A 14,654-nucleotide genomic window follows, 5' to 3' on the forward strand; every position below is an offset into this window, starting at 1 on the left:
GAAGAAATCTTGAAACCATTTTCTTCAAAACTTTCAAGCAGTTACTCCCTCGGGCCGCCGCTGCGTCAGTGGCTTGTCCCTCAGAAGTGGTGCGCATTCTACAGCCCTCAGGAAAACTGTCAACGACCAATTTCGGTTTATTTTCCGGTGCTTCGGTTTCCACCTATTCCGCTGTTCAAATATCACCCAAAACGGCCAACCAATCACCTGTTTCAGCTTCTTCTGGGTGCCCTCAGCGGAATCAGGGAATACCATCCGAACCAGTACCCTCTTATACCGAGCAAAAAGACCACCACCAATCCATAAATCACCATCTCGGCAATATCGCTCCGTGCCTGGAACATGAAATGCAGCCACGCCAGGGCGACAGCCGGATAAATCAGACGGTGCAGCGGCTTCCATCGCCGCCCCACCCTGCGCATCATCGATTTGGTGGACGTGACTGCCAGCGGAATCAGCAACAGGAACGCAATACTTCCGAAAATAATATAGGGGCGTTTGGTAAAAGTCGCCCACAAATCGGTCCACCCAAGGATGAACTGAAGGAAAGCCATCAGGTGAAGCGTCGCATAGAAGAATGCAAACAGACCGACCATCCTTCGGACTTTTATCCAGCCGGTCCATTGGGTCCAGCGCGCCAGGGGCGTCATCAAAAGCGTCACAATCAGCAATTGGAGTGCCGACAGGCCGAGCGTCTCGGTTACCGTTTGCCCCGGGTCGGGCCCAAGGGAACCGGTGACAATATTGAAGACCAGTAACGCAAACGGCACACAGGACAGCAGAAAGACCAGTATTCTGAACGGCAACATCGGGATGGTCATGATTGGTCCTGATTTCCGTTCAATAATTCTTGGTCAGGTCCATACCCTTGTACAAGTGGGCAACCTGTTCACCATAACCATTGAACTTCCGGGTTTCCATCCAGTTCGGGCTCAAAAGTCCTGACGGCAGCCGGCGCTCTCGCTTCTGGCTCCAGCGCGGATGGTCCACCTCGGGATTCACGTTGGCGTAGAAGCCGTATTCCTGAGGCGCAATCATTTCCCAGGTGGTTTTCGGCCGCTCCTCCTGGAAACGGATCTTCACGATGGACTTGATACTCTTGAATCCGTATTTCCAGGGCAAAACCAGACGCAAAGGCGCGCCGTTCTGTTTCGGGAGGGTTTTTCCGTAGAGGCCGACGGCCATGAAGCTCAGCTCATTCATGGCCTCATCCATCCTGAGGCCTTCCTGATACGGCCAATCGATGGTACTGAACAACGAGCGTTGCGCGCGCATCTGATCCGGATCGTGGAGGGTTTCAAAATAAACGTACTTAGCCCGGGAGTTCGGTTCGAAACGCTTGAGCATCTCCGCCAGCGGAATCCCGATCCAGGGAATCACCATGGACCAGGCTTCAACACAGCGTAGCCGGTAGATTCGTTCCTGGTAGTCATGGGGGCGGACCAGATCCTCCAGGCCATAAGTTCCTGGCTTGTCGCATTCCCCCTCGACGACCACCGACCAGGGGTCTACAGACATTTCATCTGCGTACTTGGCGGGGTCCCCCTTACCGGTCCCGAACTCGTAGAAGTTGTTGTAACGGGTTACATCTTCATACGGGGTTTTCTCTTCATCGGTGGAGAATCCCGGCATCGCTGTAAATTTGAGGGATTCGCCCTGCACCGGTATGGCTGCGGCGTCCACAAGGCGAGGGACTCCGGCACCGGCCAGCGCGGCAGCAACCATACCACCCATGAAACGGCGACGATCAAGGTAAACCGATTCTGGCGTGATGTCAGATTGGGAAAGGGCCCAGGACGGGCGTTTCTTGATAAGCATCGGGAATCTCCGTTAACCAGAAGCCTGATTGGTTGACCGGAGTATCCCTCGAGAATTCCCCGGGCGCCGGGCCCGGGGAAACGACTGCAGGAGTACTACGCCTTACTGACGGCGCGGTTTGCCGCGAAACAGGGCGCGGGCAGGTCCGGACAACGCATAGAGCAGGAACACGGTAAACAATACGGTTGCCGGATCCAGGGCGATCACCACGAGGATCAGCACCACCAACAATATAGCGGCAAACGGAACCCGGCCGCGCAGGTCAAGATCCTTGAAGCTGCGATAGAAAATATTGCTCACCATGAGCACGCCGGTACCGCCAACCACTACAACAGTCAGCATCGTCAGCCAGGTGGATGGCTCAAACTGGTGGAAACACCAGACCAGGCCGGCAACACAGGCGGCGGCGGACGGACTGGCCAGCCCGACAAAGAACTTCTTGTCCACCGAACCGATCTGGGTATTGAAGCGAGCCAGGCGCAAGGCGGCGCCGGCAACAAAGATGAACGTGATCGCCCAGCCAAACTTGCCAAGACCGTTCAGGGACCAGAAAAAGGCCACCAGCCCCGGCGCCACACCGAAGGCCACCATGTCCGCGAGACTGTCGTACTCCTCGCCGAACTTGCTCTGGGTGTTGGTCATCCGGGCCACTCGGCCATCCAGTCCGTCGAGGATCATCGAGACAAAGATCGCGATCGCGGCATTATCAAAGACACCGTTGGCGGCCGAGACGATGGCATAGAACCCCGAAAACAGGGAGGCCGTCGTCAGCGCGTTGGGAAGCAGGTAAATCCCTTTCCGCCGGACAGGCGCCCCTTCGACCAGCTCTTCTTCCACAACCTCACCGGAATCGATCTCCGGATCCGGGGTCTCTTGCTGCTCATTCTTGAAGGTGGCTTCTTCTGCGTCGACAGATTTTTTCTCGTCAGTCATTCCTGGAACTCCGGAAAGCATTTGGGCGGAGTATATACGAAAAACGCGGCCACCCGGGCCGCGTTTTCAAAACTGTGCCGGGAATCCGGATCAGTTCTTGTCCTTGTCCACGATCTTGTTGGCAGTGATCCACGGCATCATGGAACGCAGCTTCTCACCAACGACTTCGATCTGGTGGGCGGCATTGTCACGACGGCGCGCGGTCATGGACGGGTAGTTCAGGCTGCCTTCGGAGATGAACATCTTGGCGTACTCGCCGCTCTGGATGCGCTTGAGAGCATTGCGCATGGCTTCGCGGGACTGCTCGTTGATGATCTCCGGACCAGTCACGTACTCACCATACTCCGCGTTGTTGGAGATGGAGTAGTTCATGTTGGCGATACCGCCTTCGTACATCAGATCCACGATCAGCTTCAGCTCGTGCAGACACTCGAAGTAGGCCATCTCCGGCGCATAACCGGCTTCAACCAGAGTTTCGAAACCGGCCTTGACCAGCTCAACGGTACCGCCACACAGAACGGCCTGCTCGCCGAACAGGTCGGTTTCAGTTTCGTCCTTGAAGCTGGTTTCGATGATACCGGTACGGCCGCCACCAATGCCGCTCGCGTAGGACAGGGCCAGGTTCTTGGCGTTGCCAGAGGCGTCCTGGAAGATGGCAATCAGGTCAGGAATGCCACCACCGTTGGCGAATTCGGTGCGAACGGTATGGCCCGGAGCCTTCGGAGCCACCATGATCACGTCCAGGTCCTTACGCGGAACGATCTGGTTGTAATGGATGGCGAAACCGTGGGCGAACGCCAAAGTTGCACCTTCTTTCAGGTTCGGCTCGATTTCGGCCTTGTACAACTGGGCCTGGTACTCGTCGGGAGTCAGGACCATGACCACGTCAGCGGCGGCAACGGCAGACGGCACGTCGCTGGTCTTCAGGCCATAGGCTTCGGCCTTGGCGATGGAAGAAGAGCCCGGGCGCAGACCCACGGTCACGTCAACACCGGATTCTTTCAGGTTGCACGCGTGGGCGTGGCCCTGGGAGCCGAAACCGATGATGGCAACTTTCTTGCCCTGGATGATGGAAAGATCACAATCCTTATCGTAGTAAACCTGCATGAGAAACCTCTGTTATTTGTGATGGCCCCGCAGGGCCATGATGTTCGAACTTATTAATTCTGGCCGTTACAGGCTCAGCACCTTTTCGCCGCGGGCAATTCCAGACACCCCGGTACGGACCACTTCCAGCACCCCGGAAGTACCGACTGCCTGGATAAAACCGTCCAGCTTGTCGCTGTCGCCTGCCAGCTGAACCGTGTAGACCGAGCTGGTGACGTCCACGATCTGGCCCCGGAAGATATCCACCGTGCGCTTGATCTCGGCACGCTGGGACCCGGTGGCTTTCAGCTTCACCAGCATCAGTTCGCGCTCGATGTGGGCACCTTCGGTCAAATCCACCAGCTTCACCACTTCAATAAGCTTGTTCAGCTGCTTGGTGATCTGTTCGATGACCTTGTCAGATCCGGTAGTGGTGACCGTCAGACGGGACAAGGTCTCGTCCTCGGTCGGCGCCACGGTCAGTGTTTCAATGTTGTAGTTGCGCTGGGAGAACAGCCCAACAACCCGTGACAGTGCACCCGGCTCGTTTTCCAGCAAAACAGAAATGATTCGACGCATGATCACACCCTCTCCGTCTTGCTGAGCCACATGTCTTTCATGGAACCGCGGGCCACCTGCATCGGGTAGACATGCTCGAAGCGGTCTACATAGATGTCGACAAAAACGAGCTTGTCTTTCATCGCCAGGACTTCCTTGAGCTTGGACTCAAGGTCTTCCTTTCTCTCGATGCGTACACCTACGTGGCCATAGGCTTCCGCCAGCTTGATGAAGTCCGGCAGAGACTCCATGTAGGACTGGGAGTGACGGGACTCGTAGTTCATGTCCTGCCACTGCTTCACCATGCCCAGGGCCTGGTTGTTCAGGTTGATGATCTTCACCGGCAGGTTGTACTGCTTGCAGGTGGACAGCTCCTGGATGTTCATCTGGATACTGCCCTCACCGGTGATGCACAGCACCTCGTCGTCCGGATGGGTGAGCTTGACCCCCATCGCCGCCGGCAGGCCGAAGCCCATGGTGCCCAGACCACCGGAGTTGATCCAGCGATTGGGCTTGTCGAACTTGTAGTACTGGGCAGCAAACATCTGGTGCTGACCCACGTCGGAGGTGACGAACGCCTCGCCGTTAGTCAGCTTGCACAGCAATTCGATCACTTCCTGCGGCTTGATGACATCCGGGTTGGATTCGTAACGCATACCGTGGAACGCACGCCACTCGTCGATCTGCTTCCACCAGGAAGCCAGCGCGTCGGCATCCGGCTTGTCCTTGCTTTCTTTCACCAGGGCAAGCATCTCCTTGAGCACCGCATCCACAGGGCCGACGATGGGCACATCCGCTTCCACGGTCTTGGAGATGGAGGCCGGATCGATGTCGATGTGGATGATGCGTGCACCCGGACAGAACTTCTCGGTGGCGTTGGTTACCCGGTCGTCAAAACGGGCGCCCACACAGAGAATCAGATCCGAATGGTGCATGGCCATGTTGGCTTCGTAGGTGCCATGCATGCCCAGCCAGCCCAGGTGCTGCTTGTCGGAAGCCGGATAGCAGCCGATACCCATGAGGGTGTTGGTGAGCGGGTACCCCAGCATACGCGTAAGCTCGGTCAGCTGGTTCGAAGCCTTACCCAGAATTACGCCGCCGCCGGCATAAATAATCGGGCGCTTGGCCGCCAGCATCATATCAACTGCTTTCTTGATCTGGCCGGCGTGGCCACGAATGGCCGGGTTATAGGAACGCAGCTTGACCTTCTTCGGATAGGAATACTCATAGCGCTCGTTCGGCGTGGTCATATCCTTGGGGATATCCACCACCACCGGGCCGGGACGACCGGTCGCAGCAATGTAGTAGGCCTTGCGAATGATTTCGGGGATTTCCTCGGGGTGCCGCACACTCAGGTTGTGCTTCACCACGGGACGGGACACACCGATCATATCGGTTTCCTGGAAGGCATCCTCACCAATGAGGTGGGAAGCAACCTGACCGCACAGAACCACCATGGGGATGGAATCCATGAAAGCGGTGGCAATGCCGGTAATGGTGTTGGTGGCTCCAGGACCCGAGGTCACCAGTACGGTACCTGGTTTTCCGGTCGCGCGGGCATAACCGTCGGCCATATGGACCGCCGCCTGCTCATGCCGAACCAGAATGTGCTTGACTTTGTCCTGCCTGAACAGCGCGTCATAAATATGAAGGGCTGCACCACCCGGATAGCCGTATATGTACTCGATACCTTCATCCTGAAGGGACCGGATCAGCATATCGGCGCCAGACAATAACTCCACGATTTTCTACCCTCTTCTACGAGTGAATGAGCCGGGTTTCGCCCCGGTTGCCTGGATTCACGGTCTCCCTGCTTCTTGTGAAAGCGGAACCGGCTTGCTCCTCCACACCTGCAAAATAAGAGGTTGTCTCCTGGCCAGCCGCCCTCCTGAGGGTTGCGGAGAACGACCAATCAACGGGTTGCACGTAAGCAACAACCAGCGCACATCGGGACCCGACGTGTTCAGTGTGGTGATTAACGGGGGATACTCGCTCGGGATTGCCTGCCGAATTAACCCCAGTTTCAGGCAATCGCCAATTCTGACAGGGCGAAACTCCCTGTCAATAGGCGCCGACAGTTAATCGCCCCAATATCGCCGAACGTCTGCCATACTTGGTAAATCCGGACCCAGAGATTTGAACCAGACGAAAGAAAATCGGCGTTACGGATGGCATGATAGACTTCACCAATAATTCCAACCGGCAGCGGAATCTGACCGGCAGCAAACCACGGCGAGTAGATCCATGAACAGAAAAATTCTGATGTTGACCCTGTTAGTGGCTTTGGTACCGGGCATTGCCCACAGCGGTTCCGTCTACAAATGGACGGACGAAAATGGCGTCACCCACTTTGGCGACCGCCAGCCCACGGGCAGCAAGGCCGAACAGGTCAGTGTCCGTTCTGGCAAGGGTTCGGCAAACGCATCCAGCAGCACCAGCCCCCAGGAGAAGGTGCAGAACATGGAACAGGAAGCGGAAAAACGCGAACTCACCGAGCGTGAACGGGCCGAGATGGAAGCGATCCGCAAGCAACGCGAGGCCAACTGTGCCACCGCCGAGGCCAACCTGAAGATCATTGACAGCAATGCGCGGATTCAGGTGGAGGAAGACGGCGAGCGGCGGTATTTGTCTCCGGAGGAGATTGCCGAGCAGAGAATGAGGTTTGAGAAGATTGCCGAAGAGAACTGTGGGGCAATGGAAGAGTAAAAGGTGAAGGTGGGGTCAGATGAAAGCGTTCATCTGACCCCGGGTTAATGGCTCGAGCTGTGTTTGAAAATGGGGTCAGATGAAGGCTTTAATCTGACCCCGACCGACTTCACCGATCAGGCTTTCTGAAACACCAGCTGGTGATCCTTCACCGTGCCGAGGATGGTATCCCCCGACACAAACTCTCCCTGCAACAACTTCTGCGCCAGCGGGTTTTCGATGTTGCGCTGAATGGCCCGCTTCAGCGGCCGGGCACCGTAGACAGGGTCGTAGCCGACCTCCGCCAGCAGATCCATAGCCCCATCATCCAGTTCCAGCTTCATGTCCTGTTCCTTGAGGCGCTTGCTCAGACCAGCAATCTGGATCTTCGCAATGCCACGGATCTGGTCCTCCGCCAGCGGATGGAACACCACCACTTCGTCCACGCGGTTGATGAATTCGGGCCGGAAATGGGTGCCGACCACTTCCATCACCGCGCTCTTCATGGCCTCGTAGTTCTCCTCACCCGCTTTCTGCTGGATGATGTCGGAGCCCAGGTTCGAGGTCATCACGATAACGGTGTTGCGGAAGTCCACCGTGCGGCCCTGACCATCGGTGAGGCGACCATCCTCAAGCACCTGCAGGAGAATGTTGAACACATCCGGGTGCGCCTTCTCCACCTCGTCCAGCAACAGCACCGAATAGGGGCGGCGACGCACTGCTTCGGTCAGGTAGCCACCCTCTTCATAGCCGACATAGCCGGGAGGCGCGCCGATCAGGCGGGCCACGGAGTGCTTCTCCATGAACTCGGACATGTCGATGCGCACCATGGCTTCCTCGGTATCAAACAGGAAAGATGCCAGGGACTTGCACAGCTCGGTCTTGCCCACCCCGGTCGGACCAAGGAACAGGAACGAGCCGTTGGGCCGGTTCGGGTCCGACAGCCCCGCGCGGGAACGACGAACCGCATTGGAAACCGCTTCCACCGCCTCATCCTGACCGATCACCCGGTCATGCAGGGCTTCTTCCATGCGCATGAGCTTGTCACGCTCGCCTTCGAGCATCTTCGATACCGGGATGCCGGTCCACTTGGAGACCACTTCGGCGATTTCCTCGTCGGTGACGCGGTTACGCAGTAGCTCCATCTTTTTCATCTCGGCCTGGCCAGCCATTTCCAGCTGGCGTTCCAGCTCGGGAATCTTGCCGTACTGCAGCTCGGACATCCGGCCAAGGTCACCGGCACGGCGGGCGTTTTCCAGATCAATCCGCGCCTGCTCCAGGTCGCTCTTGATCTTCTGGGAGCCGTGCAGCGCAGCCTTCTCGGAATTCCAGATTTCCTCCAGATCGGCGTACTCGCGTTCGACACCGGAAATTACATCCGAGAGTTCCGCAAGCCGCTTCTTGGACGCCTGGTCCTTCTCTTTTTTCAAGGCCTCGCGCTCGATCTTCAGCTGGATCAGCCGGCGCTCGAGACGGTCCAGCGCCTCAGGCTTGGAATCCATCTCCATGCGGATCTGACTGGCGGCTTCGTCCACCAGGTCGATCGCCTTGTCCGGCAGTTGCCGGTCGGTGATGTACCGGTGGGATAGCTTGGCGGCAGCGATGATGGCACCGTCAGTGACTTCAACACCGTGGTGAACCTCGTAACGCTCTTTCAGGCCACGCAGGATGGCGATGGTGTCTTCCTCACTCGGCTCGCTGACCAGGACCTTCTGGAACCGGCGCTCGAGGGCGGCATCTTTCTCGATGTTCTCGCGGTACTCGTCCAGGGTGGTGGCACCCACGCAGTGAAGTTCACCCCGGGCCAGGGCCGGCTTGAGCATGTTGCCGGCGTCCATGGACCCTTCGGCCTTGCCCGCGCCCACCATGGTGTGGATCTCGTCGATGAACAGGATGATCTGCCCTTCCTGCTTGGACAGTTCGTTCAGCAGCGCCTTCAGGCGCTCCTCGAACTCGCCGCGGAATTTGGCGCCAGCGATCAGTGAGCCCATGTCCAGGGACAGCACTTTCTTGTCCTTCAGGCCATCGGGCACTTCGCCGTTGACGATGCGCTGGGCGAGACCTTCCACAATGGCAGTCTTGCCCACACCGGGTTCGCCGATCAGTACCGGGTTGTTCTTACGGCGGCGTTGCAGCACCTGGATGGTGCGTCGGATCTCGTCATCACGGCCGATGACCGGGTCGAGCTTGCCTTCGGAGGCGCGCTCGGTCAGGTCGATGGTGTACTTGGACAGGGCCTGGCGGTTTTCCTCGGCGCCGGGATCGGTAACGGCCTCTCCACCACGAACCTCGTCGATGGCCTTTTCCAGAGCCCCCTTATCGACGCCCTGCTCACGCAACACCCGGCCGAGGGTGCCCCGGTCTTCCAGGGCAGCCAGCAGCATCAGTTCACTGGAAATAAACTGGTCTTTGCGCTTTTGGGACAGTTTGTCAGCCATGTTGAGCAGGCGGCCCATGTCGTTGGACATGGAAACATCGCCGGCAGAGCCTTTCACTTCCGGGAGGTTCTCGATTTCCTGGGCGATGGCCTGGCGAATGCGTGCCGGGTCCGCGCCGGCCTGTTTCAGCAGCGGTTTGATGGAGCTGCCTTCCTGATCCAGCAGAGACTGCATCAGATGCAGCGGCTCAATGAAGTTGTGGTCCTTGCCAACCGCGAGTGACTGCGCGTCCGCCAGCGCGGTCTGCAGTTTGCTGGTGAGCTTGTCGATTCTCATGTTTCCGTTTCCCCAATTCAGTTAGCGGATATCTGGCGAACCCTTTGGCGGTTCGGTTATATCCAAATTGCTTTGCATTTAAATGTAGGGGCGGGTGGTGGGACTTCAAGCTGGGGTGGTTTTATTTTGGCGCTAAATTGACGGTGGTCAGTTAGTTCTTCGGAGGAAGCGAGGAGGTGGTCTACCCCTCCAGAACACGCCGTGAATACATCCCTGTAGGCTTGACTGCAGCATCCATGCTGCAGACAGTTCTGGAGGGGTAGACCACCACCTCGCCCATACTTTCGAGATAGGCCAGACCCGTTATTCCATCCAGATCAGGGTCGCCATCCGTCCAGTCTGACCATCACGCCGATAGGAGAAAAACCAGTCCCGGTCGCGAACGGTGCAGAGGCTGCCGCCGGAAACAGAGCGAACGCCGGCACTGGCCAGGCGTTGTCGGGCCAGTTGGTAGATGTCGGCAAGGTAGTGACCGGGGCGAGCGCCCTCTTGCTTGAATGCGCTGGCGGCACCTGGATCGTGTGAGAGGAACGCATCACGAACCTCGGGGCCGACTTCGAATTGTTTCGGGCCGATGGCGGGCCCCAGCCAGGCGATCAGTTCGTCGCCAGGCACCGCCATGGCCCTGATCAGGTTTTCCAGTACGCCACCGCACAGGCTTCGCCAGCCGGCGTGGGCGGCACCGACCACGCTGCCTGTTCGATCACACAACACCACCGGCAGGCAGTCAGCGGTCAGGATGGCGCAGGCAATTCCCGGTTCCCGCGTGAAGCTGGCATCGGCTTCCGGGACCGTGGCGACGTTGTCGGCGGTGATTTCCACCACCGTGGTTCCGTGAACCTGATTCAGCCAGGCGATGCGGGCGGCGTCCAGGCCGGTGAATTCGGCCAGGCGCTGTCGATTGGCCTGGACATGGTCGGGGTTGTCCCCGACATGACTACCCAGGTTGAGGGTGTCCCACGGCGACTCACTGACACCGCCCTGGCGGGTAGTGCACAACGCCTTGATGTTTCTGGGCACCGACCAGTCGGGGCGTAGGACGGCCTGTTCAGAAATCATGGTTCTCCAGCTCCCGGACGTGTTTACGAAGAACTTCGATCAGATGAACCATATCCTCCGGAAGCGGCACGTCCCAGCTGAGGATTTCACCGGTTTCCGGGTGTTCGAGGGTCAGTTGTCGGGCGTGCAGCGCCTGGCGGTTGAAGCCTGACAGCACTTCCCGCAGCTCCTCGGTGGAGCCTTTGGGCAGGCGCATACGGCCACCGTAGAGCTGATCACCCACCAGGGGGTGTTTCACATGGGCCATGTGCACCCGGATCTGGTGGGTACGGCCGCTTTCCAGCTTGCAGCGGACGTGGGTGTGGGCGGCGAACCGCTCCACCAGCCGGTAGTGGGTGACGGCCGGTTTGCCGCTGGATACCACTGCCATTTTCTTACGCTCGCGAGGGTGTCGGCCAATTGGGGCATCAACTGTGCCGCCGCCTGTGAGGGTGCCGACGACGACGGCGTCGTACTCGCGGCCCATCGTGCGGGTCTGAAGCTGGTCGACCAGTGAAGTGTGGGCAATCAGGCTGCGGGCCACCACCATGATGCCGGAGGTGTCCTTGTCGAGCCGGTGCACGATGCCCGCGCGGGGAAGGTTTTCCACTTCCGGGGCGTAACTCAGGACTGCGTTGACCAGGGTGCCCGCCGCGTGGCCTGCCGCCGGATGCACCACCAGGCCCGCCGGTTTGTTGATCACCAGCAGGTGTTCGTCCTCATAGACGATGTCCAGCTCGATGTCTTCCGCTTCCCAGCTGACCTGTACTTCGGGCTCTGCATCCAGTTCGATGATGTCATCGAGCATGACCTTGTCCCGGGGTTTCCGGGCCTCGCCATTCACGGTCAGGGTGCCGTCCTTGATCCAGCCTTGCAGACGGGAACGGGAATGCTCGGGCATGAGCGCGGCTGCAGCCTGGTCGAGCCTGCGGTCGCTCAGGTCAGGTGGAACGACAAATTGTGCGGTAATTCGGTTTTCAGATGACATCAAGCCCCCGGGGCCGGTGTGTTACGTTTTGATCAGATTCTGGCAATCGGACGAGGGAACCTCTGCACATGGGCCGACTTCCCCGCTACAATGGCCGCTGCTCAAAAACTTTTCGACATTATACGGGATTCCGGCATGAGATCAGTTGTTCGTTTGCTGTTGCTGTCCACCCTGGTGGTGATGATCAGCGCCTGCGCCAGTAACAAGCAGGAGGAAGTCCTGCCGGAACAGACCTATTACGATAATGCCCGCCAGGCGATGGACTCCGGCAACTTCAACGAAGCCGAGGAGAACCTGGATGCCCTGGAGACTTATTACCCGTTCGGCCGCTATGCCGAACAGGCCCAGCTGGACCTGATCTACGCCCGCTACCAGAACCTGGATCTGGAGGGCGCCCGGGCGGCGGCAGACCGCTTCCTGCGACTGAACCCGCAGAGCGAGCATGCGGACTATGCCCTATATATGCGCGGACTGGCGTCCTACAACCTGGATATCGGCCTGGCGGCCCGCTACTTTCCCATCGACGTAGCCGCCCGCAACCCCGGTGAACAGACCCAGGCATTCCGGGATTTCTCGCAACTGCTGAATCGTTACCCGGACAGTCCCTATGCCAGCGACGCCCGCCAGCGGATGATTGCCATCCGTAACCGGATGGCCGAGCTGGAACTGCATGCGGCCCGCTATTACATCAAACGCCAGGCCTACCTGGCTGCCAACACCCGGGCGCGCTATGTGGCGGAAAACTACCCGTCCGCCCCTGCGGTGGAAGAGGCCCTCATCATCATGGCCGAGACCTACCAGTTCCTGGACCTGAAAAAAGGCGCGCGGGACAGCATTGCCCTGCTTAGGGAGAACTTTCCGGACAGTGAGGCGTTCAACGAGGACGGGGAGTTTGTGGCGGACCGGTTGAAGGGGGAGAACCGGTCGTTGATGAATGTGGTGACATTCGGGTTGATTGGCGACGAGTGAAAGTAAAGATGGGGTCAGATGAAGGTTTTCATCAGACCCCGGGGTTGATGGCCGACACAGAGGCGTGCCCTGAAGTTGGGGTCAGATGAAAGCTTTCATCTGACCCCGTTTTCAATCCCGCTACTTCCCACTCTTCCAACCATTGGTAATCGGATACCGCCGGTCCTTCCCGAACCCCCGCTCGGTAATCCGCACGCCAATCGGCGCCTGCCGGCGCTTGTACTCGTTGATATCCACCAACCGAATCACCCTCGCCACATCGGTGGCATCAAAGCCCTCCGCCACAATAGCTTCAGCGCTGAAATCCCGCTCGACATAAAGATTAAGGATCTGGTCCAGCACATCGTACCCGGGCAGGCTGTCCTCATCTTTCTGGTCCGGTGCCAGCTCGGCCGAGGGCGGACGAGTGATGACCCGCTCCGGGATCACCGGGGACACGGTGTTACGATAGCGTGCCAGGCGGAACACCAGAGTCTTGGGCACATCCTTCAGCACATCAAAGCCGCCAGCCATATCACCATAGAGCGTGGAATAGCCCACGGCCATCTCGCTCTTGTTGCCGGTGGTCAGCACCAGAGAACCAAACTTGTTGGACAGGGACATCAGCAATACACCGCGCAGTCGCGCCTGGAGGTTTTCCTCGGTGGTGTCCGGCTTTGTACCCTCGAACGGCTTCGCGAGGGTGGCCATGAAGGCGTCGTACATGGGCTCGATAGAGAACACGTCGTACTGCACGCCCAAAGCATTGGCCTCGGCTTCAGCATCCTCCAGGCTCATGCTGGAGGTGTAGCGGAACGGCATCATCACGGCGCGCACCCGATCCTTGCCGAGGGCATCCACCGCGACGGCCAGGGTGACAGCGGAATCGATACCACCGGACAGGCCCAGCACCACGGACTTGAAGCCGTTCTTGTTCACGTAGTCCCGGACCCCGGTGACCAGCGCGCTGTAGACGTTGGCTTCCAGGGAAGGCTCCTCGGGCAACGGCTGGGACACCGGCTGGCAATGGTGATCGCAGATAAAGTCGACCGGGTACAGGCCTTCACTGAACTGGGACGCTTCCGCCATGAGCCCACCAGAGTGATCGTAGACCATGGAGCCGCCGTCGAACACCAGTTCATCCTGTCCGCCGATCAGGTTCACGTAAACAATGCTGACTGCATTCTCCTGCGCCTTGCGTTCCAGAAGAGCCTTGCGACGCGCCTGCTTGTCGATGTCATAAGGTGACGCATTCAGATTCAGGATCAGCCGGGCTCCGGATGCGGCGCAATCCTCCACCGGCCCGTCCTTCCAGATGTCTTCGCAGACGGTGATACCTACCGGAACGCCCCGGATATCCAGGGTGAGCACATCTCTGCCCTCGGCAAAGTAGCGCTTTTCATCAAACACCTGGTAGTTGGGCGGAAAGCGCTTGAAATAGCGGCCGGTGATCTCCCCATTCTCGATCACCACGGCACCGTTGTAGAGCAGCCCGTGTTGGCGCAGGGGCGCACCGATGACAATCGCTGGCTCAAGTTCTGCGGCCTTGATTTCCTCCAGCGCCTCATCCACGCGCAGGTCCAGGCTCGGGCGCAGCAGCAAATCCTCGGGCGGATACCCGGTCAGGCAGAGTTCCGGAAACACTACGATGTCCGCCTGATGCTCGCTGGCCGCCTTGCGGGTAGCGTCAATCACCAGACGGGCATTGCCGGGAATATCCCCGACCAGAAAATCCAGCTGGGCCATGACCACCCGCAACTTTCGGGCAGGCGATTGGGAGGACGGGGCGTTCCCGGACACGGACATAAATCGGCTCCTGTAACTCATTGCCATGAAAAGGCTATTATAACCCCGCGAGGGCGAGAATTTCTTCCGACCAACAAAGA

At 58.7% G+C, this 14,654-nt stretch carries 12 protein-coding genes; 2 read left to right on the top strand and 10 right to left on the bottom strand.

Annotated features, from left to right (window positions below; genetic code table 11):
• Nucleotides 1–212: 212 nt before the first annotated feature.
• From ACQUTG_RS15950 to ACQUTG_RS15975, 6 genes are all read right to left on the bottom strand, one after another.
• Nucleotides 213–821, bottom strand: a complete 609-nt coding sequence (locus tag ACQUTG_RS15950) for a sulfite oxidase heme-binding subunit YedZ (RefSeq protein WP_428920357.1) — start codon at nt 819–821, stop codon at nt 213–215.
• A gap of 19 nt (nt 822–840) precedes the next feature.
• Entirely contained in the window at nt 841–1,818 is a 978-nt protein-coding gene (gene msrP, locus ACQUTG_RS15955; RefSeq protein WP_428920358.1) for a protein-methionine-sulfoxide reductase catalytic subunit MsrP, read from the bottom strand.
• 102 nt (nt 1,819–1,920) lie between these two features.
• Complete coding sequence (gene pssA / locus ACQUTG_RS15960) at nt 1,921–2,751, bottom strand: CDP-diacylglycerol--serine O-phosphatidyltransferase (protein ID WP_428920359.1); 831 nt, start codon at nt 2,749–2,751, stop codon at nt 1,921–1,923.
• A 90-nt stretch (nt 2,752–2,841) separates the two neighbouring features.
• Nucleotides 2,842–3,858, bottom strand: a complete 1,017-nt coding sequence (gene ilvC / locus ACQUTG_RS15965) for a ketol-acid reductoisomerase (protein ID WP_113862850.1) — start codon at nt 3,856–3,858, stop codon at nt 2,842–2,844.
• A gap of 66 nt (nt 3,859–3,924) precedes the next feature.
• The gene (gene ilvN, locus ACQUTG_RS15970; protein WP_092005803.1) at nt 3,925–4,416 is read right to left on the bottom strand and encodes an acetolactate synthase small subunit; all 492 of its coding nucleotides are present in this window, start codon (nt 4,414–4,416) and stop codon (nt 3,925–3,927) included.
• A gap of 2 nt (nt 4,417–4,418) precedes the next feature.
• Nucleotides 4,419–6,137: an acetolactate synthase 3 large subunit gene (locus ACQUTG_RS15975; RefSeq protein ID WP_428920360.1), complete on the bottom strand. Its 1,719-nt coding sequence runs from the start codon at nt 6,135–6,137 to the stop codon at nt 4,419–4,421.
• A 502-nt stretch (nt 6,138–6,639) separates the two neighbouring features.
• Between ACQUTG_RS15975 and ACQUTG_RS15980 the strand changes: the two genes are divergently transcribed.
• Entirely contained in the window at nt 6,640–7,101 is a 462-nt protein-coding gene (locus ACQUTG_RS15980; RefSeq protein WP_428920361.1) for a DUF4124 domain-containing protein, read from the top strand.
• A 116-nt stretch (nt 7,102–7,217) separates the two neighbouring features.
• Here the strand turns inward: ACQUTG_RS15980 and clpB are convergent, their stop codons facing one another.
• The 3 genes from clpB to rluD form a co-directional block, all read right to left on the bottom strand.
• Complete coding sequence (gene clpB / locus ACQUTG_RS15985; RefSeq protein WP_428920362.1) at nt 7,218–9,794, bottom strand: ATP-dependent chaperone ClpB; 2,577 nt, start codon at nt 9,792–9,794, stop codon at nt 7,218–7,220.
• Nucleotides 9,795–10,097: 303 nt separating this feature from the next.
• Entirely contained in the window at nt 10,098–10,853 is a 756-nt protein-coding gene (pgeF, locus tag ACQUTG_RS15990; RefSeq protein WP_428920363.1) for a peptidoglycan editing factor PgeF, read from the bottom strand.
• Complete coding sequence (gene rluD / locus ACQUTG_RS15995) at nt 10,843–11,820, bottom strand: 23S rRNA pseudouridine(1911/1915/1917) synthase RluD (protein ID WP_428920364.1); 978 nt, start codon at nt 11,818–11,820, stop codon at nt 10,843–10,845. The genes pgeF and rluD overlap by 11 nt, the downstream gene beginning before the upstream one ends.
• 135 nt (nt 11,821–11,955) lie before the next feature.
• Between rluD and ACQUTG_RS16000 the strand changes: the two genes are divergently transcribed.
• Nucleotides 11,956–12,789, top strand: coding sequence for an outer membrane protein assembly factor BamD (locus ACQUTG_RS16000; protein ID WP_428920365.1), 834 nt, complete (start codon nt 11,956–11,958; stop codon nt 12,787–12,789).
• Between the two features lie 120 nt (nt 12,790–12,909).
• Here the strand turns inward: ACQUTG_RS16000 and ACQUTG_RS16005 are convergent, their stop codons facing one another.
• On the bottom strand, nt 12,910–14,574 hold the full coding sequence (locus ACQUTG_RS16005; RefSeq protein WP_428920366.1) for an NAD+ synthase: 1,665 nt from the start codon (nt 14,572–14,574) through the stop codon (nt 12,910–12,912).
• Between the last annotated feature and the right edge of the window lie 80 nt (nt 14,575–14,654).

The sequence above is a fragment of the Marinobacter sp. DUT-1 genome (genome assembly GCF_050379415.1).
GTDB lineage: Bacteria > Pseudomonadota > Gammaproteobacteria > Pseudomonadales > Oleiphilaceae > Marinobacter.